This is a genomic window from Tepidicella baoligensis, from assembly GCF_013432195.1.
In the GTDB taxonomy this organism is placed as follows: domain Bacteria; phylum Pseudomonadota; class Gammaproteobacteria; order Burkholderiales; family Burkholderiaceae_C; genus Tepidicella; species Tepidicella baoligensis.
In genome coordinates this window covers 557627-571574 of the sequence record NZ_JACCDB010000001.1, presented here as the reverse complement: position 1 = coordinate 571574, position 13948 = coordinate 557627, and the positions used below count along the sequence as shown (strand labels likewise).

The 13948-nt window shown below is 62.7% G+C and carries 11 protein-coding genes; 4 read left to right on the top strand and 7 right to left on the bottom strand.

What is annotated here, in order from left to right; all coding sequences use genetic code 11:
• The first annotated feature begins 3 nt into the window (after positions 1–3).
• From flgK to HZS63_RS02665, 4 genes are all read left to right on the top strand, one after another.
• The gene (gene flgK / locus HZS63_RS02680; protein WP_180682462.1) at positions 4–2019 is read left to right on the top strand and encodes a flagellar hook-associated protein FlgK; all 2016 of its coding nucleotides are present in this window, start codon (positions 4–6) and stop codon (positions 2017–2019) included.
• Between the two features lie 13 nt (positions 2020–2032).
• Positions 2033–3364, top strand: a complete 1332-nt coding sequence (gene flgL, locus HZS63_RS02675) for a flagellar hook-associated protein FlgL (RefSeq protein ID WP_180682461.1) — start codon at positions 2033–2035, stop codon at positions 3362–3364.
• A 3-nt stretch (positions 3365–3367) separates the two neighbouring features.
• Complete coding sequence (locus tag HZS63_RS02670) at positions 3368–4591, top strand: HDOD domain-containing protein (RefSeq protein ID WP_180682460.1); 1224 nt, start codon at positions 3368–3370, stop codon at positions 4589–4591.
• A 73-nt stretch (positions 4592–4664) separates the two neighbouring features.
• Complete coding sequence (locus HZS63_RS02665) at positions 4665–5516, top strand: DUF6279 family lipoprotein (RefSeq protein WP_180682459.1); 852 nt, start codon at positions 4665–4667, stop codon at positions 5514–5516.
• An 89-nt stretch (positions 5517–5605) separates the two neighbouring features.
• On the opposite strand, the gene groL is transcribed toward HZS63_RS02665, so the two are convergent.
• The 7 genes from groL to HZS63_RS02630 all read right to left on the bottom strand — a co-directional run bounded on the left by groL (position 5606) and on the right by HZS63_RS02630 (position 13945).
• Positions 5606–7243: a chaperonin GroEL gene (gene groL, locus HZS63_RS02660; RefSeq protein WP_180682458.1), complete on the bottom strand. Its 1638-nt coding sequence runs from the start codon at positions 7241–7243 to the stop codon at positions 5606–5608.
• Between the two features lie 40 nt (positions 7244–7283).
• Positions 7284–7574, bottom strand: coding sequence for a co-chaperone GroES (gene groES, locus HZS63_RS02655; RefSeq protein ID WP_180682457.1), 291 nt, complete (start codon positions 7572–7574; stop codon positions 7284–7286).
• A gap of 211 nt (positions 7575–7785) precedes the next feature.
• Positions 7786–8973 (bottom strand): acetyl-CoA C-acyltransferase family protein, encoded by a 1188-nt coding sequence (locus tag HZS63_RS02650; protein ID WP_180682456.1) that lies wholly within the window; start codon positions 8971–8973, stop codon positions 7786–7788.
• 20 nt (positions 8974–8993) lie between these two features.
• The gene (locus tag HZS63_RS02645) at positions 8994–10811 is read right to left on the bottom strand and encodes an AMP-dependent synthetase/ligase (protein WP_180682455.1); all 1818 of its coding nucleotides are present in this window, start codon (positions 10809–10811) and stop codon (positions 8994–8996) included.
• A gap of 24 nt (positions 10812–10835) precedes the next feature.
• A complete protein-coding gene (locus tag HZS63_RS02640) occupies positions 10836–11657 on the bottom strand; it encodes an ABC transporter ATP-binding protein (protein WP_180682454.1) in 822 nt (273 codons plus the stop codon).
• A 14-nt stretch (positions 11658–11671) separates the two neighbouring features.
• Positions 11672–12859: an ABC transporter substrate-binding protein gene (locus tag HZS63_RS02635; protein WP_180682453.1), complete on the bottom strand. Its 1188-nt coding sequence runs from the start codon at positions 12857–12859 to the stop codon at positions 11672–11674.
• A 48-nt stretch (positions 12860–12907) separates the two neighbouring features.
• Positions 12908–13945, bottom strand: a complete 1038-nt coding sequence (locus tag HZS63_RS02630) for a branched-chain amino acid ABC transporter permease (protein ID WP_180682452.1) — start codon at positions 13943–13945, stop codon at positions 12908–12910.
• Positions 13946–13948 lie beyond the last annotated feature (3 nt).

Here is a 13948-nt window from a genome sequence, read left to right as displayed (position 1 = left end):
GCCATGTCTTTCAACGTCGCCGTGACGGCCCTCACCGCCAACCAATCCGCGCTCCAGGTCATTGGCCACAACATTGCCAACGTGAACACGCCGGGCTATTCCCGGCAAACCGTCAGTTTCGAACAGGTTCCGGGCCAGAACTTTGGCAACGGTTACTTCGGCAAGGGGGTGGAGGTGGCGGCGGTCGAGCGCTCCTACAACCAATTCCTGACCCGGGAGGCCAACCTGAGCGCGGCCTCGGCCGCCTCGGCCAACGCGCGTTATCAACGCCTGCAAGCCTTGGAACAATTGTTCCCCATGGGGGACGCTGGCATGGGGCGCCAGCTCAACGGCTTTCTCAATGCCTGGGCCGATGTGGTGGCCTCGCCCACCAACCAAACGGCCCGTGGCGTGGTACTGACCCGGGCCGAAGAACTTGCCAGTCGCCTGAACCAGACCGCCCGCCAACTCGAGGAGCTGCGCGTGACCACACGGGTCCAGCTCGATGCCAGCCTCGCGGAAGCGAACCGGCTGGCGTCCAACATCGCCAGCCTCAACCAGCGCATTGTCGATGCGTATGCCAGCGGCCGCTCGCCCAACGATTTGCTGGATCAGCGTGACCGCCTGGTGGCCGATCTCAACAAAATCATACCCGTCAACACCCTGGAGGCAGACGACCGCTCTCTCACGGTGTTCGTGGGCAACAGCTTTCCGGTGGTTCTGGGCAATCAGTCCACGCCCTTGGTGGGCTCGGAAACGGTCAATGCCGCTGGCCGTTACACCGTCGGTTTTGGCCGCCCCGATGCCGTCATCAGCGAGGACCTGATCTCGGGCGGTATGCTCAAGGGCCTGCTCACGTTTTACAACGACGATGTGGCCGACGTGAGCAACCAGCTCGGGCGTCTGGCGCTGGCCACCGTCGAGCTGTTCAACCGTCAGCACGCCGCTGGCCTGGACCTCAATGGTGAGCCCGGGCGCAACCTCTTCAACCCCATCAACTTCAACAACGCCGTCGTACCGTTGACGCCGACTTCGACGGCCGGCTTGAGCCTGTCGGTGGATCCCGCAGCCGATGCCCCCACCCGTTTCCAGGCATCGGACTATTCGGTGCGCTACGTGGCGCCCGATCAGGTGGAAATCCGCCGGGTCAGCGACGGGGCTTATTTCGACCCTGGCACCGGCGCGTTCACCTCGGCCTCACCTCTGACTGCTACCTTTCCCGCCGCCCCTGACAACTTTCTCTCGTTCGACGGTTTGCGCTTGACCCAGACGGCCACCGGCGTGGCGGGTGACCAGTTCGTGCTGCGGCCGTACGCCACAGCGGCGGCCCAGGTTCAGGTGGCGCTGACCTCGCCGTCCCAGTTGGCGATCGCCAGTCCGGTGCTGATCGAAGCGGGCAGCCGCAACGGCGACACCTTGCAGGTAGAGGCCCTGTATCGCATGCCGGTGGCCACAGGCGGGCCACCGCTGCCTCAGTCAGACATTCAAATCACTTTTGCACCCAATGGTCAGTTCTCCGTGACCGCCACCAATCCGGCGGCGGGTGTGGAGATCTACAGCCCGGCGGGCAACCTGCTCACCCCACCGGGAGGGCCTTACGACTTCACCTCCGGCCAGGAAATCCTGATCGCGGTCGACGGCCAAACGCCCTTGCGGCTGGTGCTTCGAGGCGCTCCGGGTGAGAGCGATACCTTCACCATCCGAGACGCGGCCGGTACCGACATGCGGCAGAACGCCGGCAATGGGCAAGCCCTGCTGGCCTTGCGGGACCTGAACGCGCTGGATGGCTATACCCTGTCTGACGGTTATATCCCGGTGTTCGCCTCCGTCGCATCGAGCATCCAGGTGGCCAAGGCCGATGCGCAATTCGCCACCCTGGTGGCCGAGCAGGCCGAAGCCGCCCGCGCCAACCAGGCAGGCGTCAATCTGGACGAAGAAGCCGCCCGGCTGCTGCAGTATCAACAGGCCTACCAGGCTGCCGCCAAATACCTGCAAAGCATCCAGTCGATTTTCGACACCCTGCTGTCCACCTTCCGTTGATACAGGATCCACCATGAGCATCTACCGCGTCAGCACCGCCAACAGCTATGACGGCACCATCAACCGGATCAACCAGCGCACCGCCGAATTGGTGGCCACGCAAGAAAAGCTCGCGGCGGGCAAGCGCGTGCTCAAAGCCAGTGACGATCCGGTGGCTGCCACCTTGGCCGAACGCGAAAGCAACCGGCTCATGCGTACCGAGGCCGATTTGCGCGCCCTGGAACGTTCCCGCTCTGGCTTGATACAAGCCGAAAGCACCATCGGGCAGATGGGAGAAGTACTGGCACGCTTCAAGGAACTGCTGGTGCAAGCGGGCAACCCCACCTTGTCTGCCAGCGACCGCCAGAGCATCGCCCAGGAAATGCGCGGCCTGCGCGAGCAGCTGCTCAACCTCGCCAACACCCAGGATACCGAAGGCAACGCCCTGCTGGGCGGGCTGGGCGTGACCAATGTGCTCGGCAAGCCCTTTGCCGATGTGTACGGCGCCAACACCGGGGTCGTCTTTCAAGCCGTCAGTGGGCAGGCCGCCGCCACCGAAACCGCTTTGCCGAACCGGGTGGACGGCAGCTTTGCCCTGATGCGAGTGCCCACCGGCGACGGGTACTTCGAAGTCGAGCAGGTCAGTGGCAACGTGCTGGTCACGGGCATCGCCATTCGGGACATGGATGCCCTCATGGCCACCGGCTTCTACGCCGATCCGCCCGCCAATGTGGACTTCAGCGTACAAGTCAACTGGGACGGCACGCAAGCGACGCTCGATGTGTTCCGCTCCGATACTGCGCAGCCCATCCAGTCCGTGCCCCTGGGCCCCGCCTCGCCGGGCCAGACCCTCAACCTGCGTCAGGCACTGGGTGCTGCATCCATTGCCGTCAGTGACGACACCGCATCGCCCCCCATCGACTACGGATTCGACATCGAGCTCGATGGCAGCGTCACCTTTCCCGCTGCCGTCACCTCCGATCCGATTGCCCGCTTCGATCTCAAGCCCAGCCAAACGGGCGACCTGTTCGCCACGCTGCAACGTGCCATCGATGCCCTCGAGGCCGATGGCAACAGCACCCAGCTCACGCAAGAGCTGGGACGCGTCCACCAGGAAATGCAGGCGGGGCTGGACCGCCTGCTGCTGGTGCGCGGCCGGCTCGGGGAGCTGCTGCGCCGGGCCGACAGCATCGAAAGCCAGCTGCAGGACCGCTCCGTGGCCTCGCAGAAAGAGCTCTCCAACCTCACCGATCTGGATCTGGTCAAAGGCATTTCCGATTTCCAGACCCAGCAGCTCGGCCTGCAGGTCGCCCTTCAGTCCTATGCCCAGGTTCAAAGACTCACGCTGTTCCAGTACATTGCGTGATGTATGGCGTTGAACCTGCTTGAACACGTAGCCTTTGCCTATCAGCCGATCTGGGGAAGGACGCGCCAGCTCATAGGCGTGCGCCTGCGCGTGCGTGTCGTCAACCCCGAGTCGGTGAGCGCGGCGCAGTTGTTGCACCTGCTGTCCGAAGAGCTCTCGGCCGACTCGCCTTTTGTGCTGGTGTCCTTCGCCGAAGCCGGTTTTCTGCGCGAAGCGCTGTCGGTCAATCCGCACGAACACATCTGGCTCGAACTGCCCGACTTCGGCGACGACGTTCCGCCAGGCCTGCTGGAAACCGTGGCCTATGCCCACCGCATGGGGCACCGACTGGTCCAGGACGCCCCCCTGGCCCGAGCCAAACCCCTGCCGTCCATCGGCCAAGGCGTGCATCGCTACCTGCTTCATCTGTGGCCCGAACAGGCCAGCCAGGCCCTGCACGCGGCCCGCCACATGCGGGAGGGCGCGGCTGCCCACAGCCCGGTGTTGGCCGAGCAGCTCTACCGCGGCATCGGCCAGCGCGAACTGGCCATGCATTGCCTGGACGACTGCGGCGCCTGGGGCCTGTGCGGCTGGCCGGTCGATGACGTGCTCATCCCATACCAGCGCTACGGCGTGCCGGTGGACAAGCTCACCCTCGTGCGCGTGCAGCAAGCCCTGATGCGGCAGTCCTCGATGGAGGTGGTCGAGGACCTCATTCACCAAGACGCCGTGCTCACCTTCCGCACCCTGCGGCTGGTCAACTCCCCGGTGTTCGGCACGTCCCGTGAAGTCACCACGGTGCGCCAGGCCCTCATGCTTCTGGGCCAGCGCCGCCTGCGCGACTGGCTGCTCGAACTCATGCCCGGTGCCTCCGGTGACCGGGAACTGCTGCCCGTGCGGCTGGGCCTGGTGCTGCGCGCCCGCCTCATGGAACACCTCATGGAAGCGGGTTTGCAACGCGACCTGCGCACCGAAATCTACGTCACCGGGCTGTTTTCCATGCTGGGCCAGCTCATGAACGAACCCCTCTCATCGGCCCTGCGGCGCATCCCCGTCTCGGAGGCCATGGGCGACGCCCTGCTGCGCGAGGCCGGCCCGTACCACACCTACCTAGACATCGCGCGGCGCATGGAGCGCTTCGACGAGCTCCAGCACTTGCCCGGCCTGTGCGATGCAGCCGCCTTCCCCATCGACCACGTCAACCGCAGCCTCATCCGCACCATCGCCGGCTGGCGCAATACCTTGTAAAAACCCCGCGTCGGCGCCGAATCGGGCATGGGCGTAGCATGGAGGCTCCTGCCCACCCTGCTGCTTCCAACCCATGTCCCGCCGCACGCTCCAAGCGCTGCTCGTGGTGTGTCTGGTCACGCTGCTGAGCGGCTGCAGCTTCGTCAGCCTCGCCTACAACCGCCTGCCCACCTGGATGTACTGGCGGCTCGACAGCCTGCTCGACCTGTCCGACACCCAGGCCGCGCTGGTGCGGCCTGCCCTGCGTGAATGGCACGAATGGCACCGCAGCGAACACCTTCCCCGTTACGCCAGCGCCTTGCGCCAGTGGCAGCAAATGGCCCTGGATGACGTGTCTGCCGAGCAGGCCTGCCAAGCGTTTGCACAGATACGCGGCTGGGCCGAAGAGGCCGCCGAACGGTTCCTGCCCGTCATGGCCGACTTGGCGCCCACGCTGTCCGACGCGCAGCTCGACCACTGGAGCCGCCAGCAGCGCCGCCAGGATGCCGAATTCATCGAATCCTTCGGCCACGCCCCGGGCGAGGTGTCGCCCCAGCGGCTGCGCCGCACCATCCAGGGCGCGGAGATGTTTTATGGCCGGCTCGACGCGGCACAGCGCGCCTGGCTCAGGGAGCGTCTGGCCCGCAGTGCCTTCGATGCCCAGCGTACCCTGCAAGAGCGCCAACATCGGCATGCCGATGCCGTGGCCGCCGTGCAGCGCATCCGCAGCGGGGCAGATGCCCAGCGCACGGTTCAGGCCGTCTGGGAGCGCACCCTGCAATCCCCACGCGAGGATTACCGCCGCTACAGCGAACGCCTCGTGCAGGACGGCTGTGCACAGTTCGCCGAGTTGCACAACCTCACCACGGTCGAACAGCGCCAGCGAGCCGTTCAACGCTTGCAAGCCTTCGAGCGCGACTTTCTGGCCCTGGCCAACGGCCGCTGAACCAGCCTGCCCTGGGTGAGGCATAAAAAAACCGCCGGGCGGTCAACCCGGCGGTCGGTGCGACGAGGCGAAACGTCAGCGCACAGGCATCACATGTCCATGCCGCCCATGCCACCCATGCCGCCCATGGCGGGAGCAGGGGTTTCGTCCTTCGGCGCTTCGGCCACCATGCACTCGGTGGTCAGCATCAGCGACGCCACGGAGGCGGCGTTCTGCAGCGCGGTGCGGGTCACCTTGGTCGGGTCCAGGATGCCCATCTCGATCATGTCGCCGTAGGTGGCGTTGGCCGCGTTGTAGCCGAAGTTGCCCTTGCCTTCGAGCACCTTGGCGATCACCACGCTGGGCTCGTCGCCGGCGTTGGCCACGATCTGGCGCAGGGGCTCCTCGACGGCGCGCAGCACGATCTTGATGCCGGCATCCTGGTCGGGGTTGTCACCCTTGATCTGGCCTGCAGCCTGCTTGGCGCGCAGCAGAGCCACGCCACCACCGGCCACGATACCCTCTTCCACGGCCGCACGGGTGGCGTGCAGCGCGTCTTCCACGCGGGCCTTCTTCTCCTTCATTTCGACCTCGGTGGCAGCGCCCACCTTGATCACGGCCACACCGCCGGCCAGCTTGGCCACGCGCTCTTGCAGCTTCTCGCGGTCGTAGTCGGAGGTGGCTTCCTCGATCTGCACGCGGATCTGCTTGACGCGAGCCTCGATATCCTCGGCCTTGCCGGCACCGTCGATGATGGTGGTGTTCTCCTTGGCCACTTCCACGCGCTTGGCCTGGCCCAGGTCGGCCAGTTGCACCTTCTCCAGCGTCAGGCCCACCTCTTCAGAGATGACCTTGCCGCCGGTCAGGATGGCGATGTCTTCCAGCATGGCCTTGCGGCGATCGCCGAAGCCCGGGGCCTTGACGGCGCACACCTTCAGGATGCCGCGGATGGTGTTGACCACCAGGGTGGCCAGGGCTTCGCCCTCCACGTCCTCGGCAATGATCAGCAGCGGACGGCCAGCCTTGGCCACCTGCTCCAGCGTGGGCAGCAGGTCGCGGATGTTGCTGATCTTCTTGTCGAACAGCAGCACGTAGGGGTTTTCCAGAATGGCGGCCTGCTTGTCCGGGTTGTTGATGAAGTAGGGCGACAGGTAGCCGCGGTCGAACTGCATGCCTTCGACCACGTCCAGCTCGTTCTGCAGGCTCTTGCCGTCTTCCACGGTGATCACGCCTTCCTTGCCGACCTTGTCCATCGCGTCGGCGATGATCTTGCCGATGGATTCATCGGAGTTGGCGGAGATGGCGCCCACCTGAGCGATTTCCTTGCTGGTGGTGGTGGCCTTCGAAGCCTTCTTGAGCTGCTCGACCAGGGCGGTGACGGCTTTGTCGATGCCGCGCTTGAGGTCCATCGGGTTCATGCCGGCGGCCACGTACTTCATGCCTTCGCGCACGATGGCCTGGGCCAGCACGGTGGCGGTGGTGGTGCCGTCACCGGCGTTGTCGCTGGTCTTGGAAGCGACTTCCTTGACCATCTGGGCACCCATGTTCTGGAGCTTGTCCTTCAGCTCGATTTCCTTGGCCACGGACACACCGTCCTTGGTCACGGTGGGGGCGCCGAAGGAGCGCTCCAGCACCACGTTGCGGCCCTTCGGGCCCAGGGTCACTTTCACGGCATTGGCCAGGATGTTCACACCTTCGACCATGCGGGCGCGGGCTTCGCCGCCAAACACTACGTCTTTTGCTGCCATGTCAAATCTCCAAATTCGGTTTCAAGGGGTTGATGCGAGGTCACTTCTCGATGACGGCGAACAGGTCATCTTCCTTCATGACCAGCAGCTCATCGCCATCGACCTTCACGGTTTGGCCGCTGTATTTGCCAAACAGCACGCGGTCGCCCACTTTCACAGACAGGGGTTTGGTTTCGCCCTTGTCGTTCGTCTTGCCCGGGCCAACGGCCAGCACCTCACCCTGGTCGGGCTTCTCGGCGGCGTTGTCGGGGATCACGATGCCCGAAGCGGTTTTGGTTTCGTTTTCCAGACGCTTGACGATCACGCGATCGGCGAGAGGACGAAGTTTCATGGGTTCTCCTGTGTCAGAACAGAACGTGGTTGGACGAATCGTGGCGGGCACTTGTTAGCACTCAACGCCAGCGAGTGCTAATCATAAGGGCGACGCCCGGCGTTTTCAAGAGGGCAAGCGGTTTTTCAGAGGCAAGGCCTGCCGGGCCCAGATGGCCGGAGCAGGAAACGAGCCGTGCGGCTCACCGTGCCATGCGCGCCACGCTCGCTGCTCAGACGCGCTCAAAAACAGCGGCAATACCCTGTCCGCCGCCAATGCACATCGTGACCAGGGCGTAACGACCGCCGGTACGGTGGAGTTCGGCGATGGCCTTGGTGGTGATGATGGCGCCCGTTGCCCCCACAGGGTGCCCCAGCGAAATGCCAGACCCGTTGGGGTTGACGCGGGCAGGATCGAGCCCCAGCTCTTGAATGACCGCGCAGGCCTGTGCTGCAAACGCCTCGTTGGACTCGATCACGTCCATATCTTGTACGGTCAGGCCGGTACGCTGCAGCACTTTTCTGGTCGCTGGCACCGGGCCGATGCCCATGTGGTCGGGTTCCACACCGGCATGCGCATAACCCACCAGTCGGGCAAGAGGTTTCAGCTTCAGCGCCTGCACCCGGTCTGCGGCCGCCAGCACGACCGCCGCTGCGCCATCGTTGATACCGGATGCGTTGCCCGCCGTCACGGTGCCACCGTCTTTTTTGAACACCGGCTTCATGGCGTTGAGCGCCTCCAAGGTGGTATTTGCGCGCACATGCTCATCTTCCTTGAACACCACAGTGCCTTGGCGGGTCTGCACCTCGACCGGCACGATCTGTTCCTTGAAGTAACCCCGGGCAATGGCCGCCGCTGCACGGCGCTGGCTTTCAAAGGCCAGTCGGTCCTGCATGTCGCGGCTGATCTTGTAGCGCTCGGCCACGTTTTCGGCGGTCACGCCCATGTGTATCTTCTGCCAAGGGTCGTGAAGAATTCCAAGCATGTAATCGATGCTTTTCGAGTCGCCCATGCGCGCGCCCCAGCGCGCACTGAGGTCAAAGTACGGGCCACGGCTCATCGATTCGGACCCTCCACCGATGGCGACATCACAGTCTCCGTAACCAATGGCCTGCGCAGCAGAGATGATCGCCTGCAGCCCCGAGCCGCACAGGCGGTTCACATTGAATGCGGGGGTTTCAATCGGGCAGCCGGCGTCGATGGCCGCCACCCGGCTCAGGTAGGCGTCCTTGGTGTCGGTGGGGATCACGTTGCCCATGACCACGTGACCCACCACGTCTGGGGCGATGCCGGCACGCTCGATGGCTGCACGCACGGCAATGGTCGCCAGCCGGCTATTGGGTACGTCTTTCAGGCTGCCCCCGAAGGTCCCGATGGCGGTGCGAGCGGTGCTGATGATGAAAACGTCGCGGTGCTTCATGTCAAGATGAGTGATGGAATTCAGTGGTACATGGCCTCAATCTCGCTGGCATACGCCTTGTAGATGCGCGACCGACGCACCTTCATGGTGGCCGTCACTTCCCCATCGTCATGGTCCAATTCCTTGGTCAGGAGGTGGAACCGCTTGATCTGGGCGACTGATGCCAACTTGCTGTTGCCAGCGGCGATTTCAGCCTCGATGAGCTCACGCACGCGTGGCGTCTCGACCAGTGAGCGGAAGTGGGTGAAAGGAATGCGCTGTGACTCGGCCCATTTGCCCACGGTTTCCATGTCGATCATGACCAGCGCACTGACGAACTTGCGTCCTTCGGCCACGATGATGCATTCCTTGATGTAGGGGCTGGCCTTCATCGTGTTCTCGATCTCGGAAGGCGTCAGATTTTTGCCCCCGGCCGTGATCATGATGTCTTTCAGACGGTCAACGATCTTGATCTGCCCATGATGTAGGCGCACCACATCACCGGTATGCAGCCAGCCATCGACGATGGTCGCCGCCGTGGCTTCTGGGTTTTTGTAGTACCCGCAGAACACCATGTCACCACGTATCTGGAACTCGCCGCCCAATTCGTCACCATCCACCTGGGCGATTCGCCATTGCACCCCATCGGTGGGGACGCCGACCGTGCCGATCACCACCTGGTCCAGGTGATGACCCGTGACCATCCCTGTCGACTCGGTCAGGCCGTAAACCTCGACCAAGGGCACGCCGATGGTCCGGAAAAACCGCACCACATCGGGGGGAATCGGGGCTGCACCGGTGAGGGCCACTTTGGCATTGCGCAAACCTATGAAATTCTGAAGGGCGCGAAAGATCAGCCAGTAACTGATGGCAAATCGCAGCCGCTCACCCACGCTCCAGCTGGAGCGGGCCTTCTCTGCCAAGGGTTGGCAGGCGGAAAAGGCCTTGCGAAAGAGGAGTCGGCGCAGAGCACCCGTTTCCTGCAGCTTGATGTTGATGGCCGCGTGCATCTTCTCCCAAATACGAGGCACGCCGAGAAACATCGAAGGCGCCACCTCACGCAGGTCTTCCTGCACGGTGCGAATGGATTCACCAAAGTTGACCTGGGAGCCGATGTACAGCGGTACGAAGGTCGTGAGCATCTGCTCGGCCACGTGACACAGCGGCAGATAGGACAGATGGCTGGTTGCGGACGTGAGCTGTAAGCGGTTGATGATGCCTGGTACCACACCGCGAATATTTCGGTATGAAATCATCGCGCCCTTGGGCTTGCCGGTGGAGCCTGACGTATAGATGATCAAGCCGATATCATCCAGCGTCTGGCGGTCAAGAGCCGACTCAACCTCGCTGATCCTGCCACTCTGAGCCCCCAATTGCTCCACTTCCTCAAAAGTGGCAATCAGTTTGCGGACATCGGGCGTGAAACTGCGCAGCCCCTTCCTTTCCGTGACCACGATCTTCTTGAGGCGCGGCAGTTGCGGCAAGGCCTCCAGCACCTTGTCCGTCTGCTCCTGGTCTTCGCAGACCATGATCTCGATGTCCGCATGCCCGACGACGTAGGCCACCTCAGAAGCCGGGCTGGTGGGGTACACCCCCACCGTGACGCCGCCCACCAGGCCTGTACCCATCTGGGCAAGCACCCATTCAATGCGGTTTTCCGCAATGACGCCCACGTGGCCACGATCGGACAGCCCCAGCGCCCGCAAGCCCAGGCCAAAGTGGCAGGCCCGTTGGTGGTACTGCGCCCAGGTGAAAGGCTTCCAGATGCCGAAGTCCTTTTGCCGGATCGCGACGCGCTGCGCATCGGAGCGCGCACGTTCGCGCAGCATCTGGGGCATGGTGAGTTCGGGAAGATTCATATCTTCTTTGGTTTATGCGCCGGCTCAGGATAACCAGCGTTTTCTGCGCTTGTAATGTTTGATGTTCTTGAAGCTCTTGGCTTCGCCGCCACCACCCATACCCAGGTAGAACTCGCGCACATCGGCATCGCTGGCCAGGCGGTCGGCCGAGCCGTCAATCACGATCTTGCCGTTTTCCATGATGTAGCCGCTGTGTGCGACGGCCAGCGCCACCGTGGCATTTTGTTCAACCAACAGCATGGAGGTGCCACGCTCGGCATTGATCCGGGCGATGATGGTGAAAATGTCTTCAACCAGCTTGGGCGACAGGCCCAGCGAGGGCTCGTCGAGCAGCATCAGGAGGGGTTGCGCGATCAGTGCCCGCCCGATGGCCAACATCTGCTGCTCACCGCCTGACAAGTAACCGGCCAATCCCTTGCGTCGCTCATACAAACGCGGAAAATAGGTGTAAACCAGATCGAAATCGGGCTTGGCATGGTGTTCCCGTCCGGTCAGCGCGTAGGTGGCAGCGATCAGATTCTCCTCGACCGTCAGGTCTTCGAACACCCGCCGCCCTTCCATCACATGGAACAGACCGCTGCGGACCAACTGCTGTGGTGCCATCGCAGCGGTATCACGACCATCGAACCAGATGCTGCCGCTCTCGACCTGGCCATCCTCCAGAGCAAGCAGGCCCGACACCGCCTTCAGGGTGGTCGATTTGCCAGCGCCGTTGCTTCCCAGCAGGGCGACGATATGGCCTTGCGGAACGACCAATGACAGGCCCCGCAGGGCCTGTACGACCTTGTTGTAAACGACCTCGATGTTGTTGACTTCGAGGACGTTGGCTCTGGCGATCTCGGTCATGCTGCGTCAACACATCAAAGGGTGATCCAGTCAGAGGCGGCGACCATCCGTTGTGCTTTCATGTCTGCTCGGTAGATGCGGCCCACGGGAATCGAATTGCCGCGGATGGTGATGGGCACGCCGATCAGCCCCCCGGTATCAAAGTCTTTGATGCTGTTGAGTGCGGCCTTCAAATTGGGGCCATTGAGCGGCTTGTTGGCGTCCAGACAGCGCTTGGCCGATTCCAGAAACAGCATGGTTGACACAAAGCCCTGGATGTACGCGGTACTCTGGTACTCAGGGCGCATCGAGCGGATTTTCTCGAGCATGGGCGCCTTTTCGGTATCGTAGTAGTAACGGAAGGGCATGACGCCCATGAACCCTTCCCCGGCTTCCCCCATGCGCATCACGGTGGAGCTGTCCATGGTCCAGAAGGTGCCCATCCACTTGCTGGTCATGCCCTGCTGTTTGCCCTGGGTGATGAACTCGGGGATCGGCGCCAGGATGTAACCATGGAAGATCGTGTAGTCGGGGGCTGCACGGCGCAGCTTGATCACTTCACCCGAAACATCCACACTGCCAGGGGGTGTCATGATCTTGATGACCACGTTGAGCCCCAGATTTTTCGCCACGGTCTCGCTTGCGTTGATGGGGTCGCGGCCGAATTCGGAATCTGAATAGACAAAAGCCACCTTGGCGCCCGGCTTTTCCTTGGCAATGTGCCGCAGCAAAATGCCGAACATCTCGGTATAGTCAGGGCCAACCATGAATTGATTGGGGTATTTCTGAGGATCGTTGAGCTCGGTCGCAAACGACGCCCCCGTCATGAGAATGTTGCCGTTGCGATCCAGTTCAGGGTTGATGGTCTTGGCGAAACCGGTGGAATCACCGTAGTACAGGTTGACCCGGTTCTGGCTGGTGATCTTTTTGAAAGCGGCCACCGAGGCATCCACTCTGTACCCGGTGTCCTCGGGCACGTAGCGTATCCGGCGGCCATGGATGCCGCCAGCGTCGTTCACGATCTTCACGTAATCCTGAATACCGGCGTTGATGCCCACACCCGCAAAGGCAAAAACCCCCGTCATGGGGATGGAGCCCCCGATCACGATTTCTTCCGCCCCCTGCGCCAACAAAGATAGCGGGTGGGACAGCGCTGCCGCACCTGTGGCGGCGGCACCCAGGATGAGGTGGCGCCGCCGGCTGGAAATGGGTTGCTCATTCATGAGTGTCTCCTTGTGTGGGTTGGGGGGAACCTGAAAAGCTGCAGCCACTCAGTTGCGGAATGGCCACAAGTGGAAAAACCGTCGAATACGTCGCCAAACTTCGGCCAGGCCATGAGGCTCGAACACCAGAAAACCGATGATCAGCAAACCGAAGATGATGGTGCGAACGGGCGAGAGGAACACCATGTAAGTCGCACTGTTGGGCAGCAGGTCAAATACCAGCTTCAGCAGCTCGGGCACCATGGTCATGAAGGCGGCACCTAGGATGCTGCCCAGAATCGTGCCCATGCCACCGACAATGATCGCGGCGAGGAAAAAGATCGACATGAGCAGCGGAAAGCTCTCGGGCGTCACCACACGGAAGAAGTAGGCCCACATGCCGCCAGCCACACCGGCGTAGAAAGACGACAAGCCGAATGACAGGAGCTTGTAGCGAAGCAGCGGTATGCCCAAGACCTCCGCCGAAATGTCGCGATCGCGTATGGCAATGAAGGCACGCCCGATGCGGGTGCGGAACAGGTTGGCCGCTCCGAGCAGCATCAGCACCGTGATGGGTACGATGATCCAGTACAGCCGGAATGAGGTATCGAGCGGTATGCCCCAAAAGTGCGCCGGGGGGATGCTCATGCCACTGGTGCCACCGGTGAACTCGAAGTTGGCGAGCAGGAAGTGGACAATGAAGGAAGCCGCGATCGTGGCAATGGCCAGGTAGAGCCCCTTGACCCGCAAGGATGGAATACCCACGATGATGCCGCCCAACATGGCCACCACACCGCCGGCCAGGAGGTTGAACAGGAACGGCGAGCCCACCTTGGCTTCCAGCACCGCCACCGTGTAAGCTCCCAAGCCCATGAAGGCTGCCTGCCCAAGGCTGACGAGGCCGGTGTACCCAGTGAGGATATTGAGTCCGGTGGCGCTGGCCACGTTGATGCTCACCAGACAGGCGAGGTAGAGCCAGTAGTCGCTGGCGACAAACGGAAAGAGCAGCAAAAGAGCGGCCCCCACAGCCAGCCACGTTTTCTGCGTGCGCGAGTCGAACAGCGCCGCGTCGGCAATGTAGGTTTCCTTGAAGGTCCCGATGCGCATGAA

Coding starts and splice junctions, on each gene's coding strand:
- flgK (WP_180682462.1), top strand. CDS start 4: ATGTCTTTCAACGTCGCCGTGACGGCCCTCACCGCCAACCAATCCGCG.
- flgL (WP_180682461.1), top strand. CDS start 2,033: ATGAGCATCTACCGCGTCAGCACCGCCAACAGCTATGACGGCACCATC.
- HZS63_RS02670 (WP_180682460.1), top strand. CDS start 3,368: ATGGCGTTGAACCTGCTTGAACACGTAGCCTTTGCCTATCAGCCGATC.
- HZS63_RS02665 (WP_180682459.1), top strand. CDS start 4,665: ATGTCCCGCCGCACGCTCCAAGCGCTGCTCGTGGTGTGTCTGGTCACG.
- groL (WP_180682458.1), bottom strand. CDS start 7,243: ATGGCAGCAAAAGACGTAGTGTTTGGCGGCGAAGCCCGCGCCCGCATG.
- groES (WP_180682457.1), bottom strand. CDS start 7,574: ATGAAACTTCGTCCTCTCGCCGATCGCGTGATCGTCAAGCGTCTGGAA.
- HZS63_RS02650 (WP_180682456.1), bottom strand. CDS start 8,973: ATGAAGCACCGCGACGTTTTCATCATCAGCACCGCTCGCACCGCCATC.
- HZS63_RS02645 (WP_180682455.1), bottom strand. CDS start 10,811: ATGAATCTTCCCGAACTCACCATGCCCCAGATGCTGCGCGAACGTGCG.
- HZS63_RS02640 (WP_180682454.1), bottom strand. CDS start 11,657: ATGACCGAGATCGCCAGAGCCAACGTCCTCGAAGTCAACAACATCGAG.
- HZS63_RS02635 (WP_180682453.1), bottom strand. CDS start 12,859: ATGAATGAGCAACCCATTTCCAGCCGGCGGCGCCACCTCATCCTGGGT.
- HZS63_RS02630 (WP_180682452.1), bottom strand. CDS start 13,945: ATGCGCATCGGGACCTTCAAGGAAACCTACATTGCCGACGCGGCGCTG.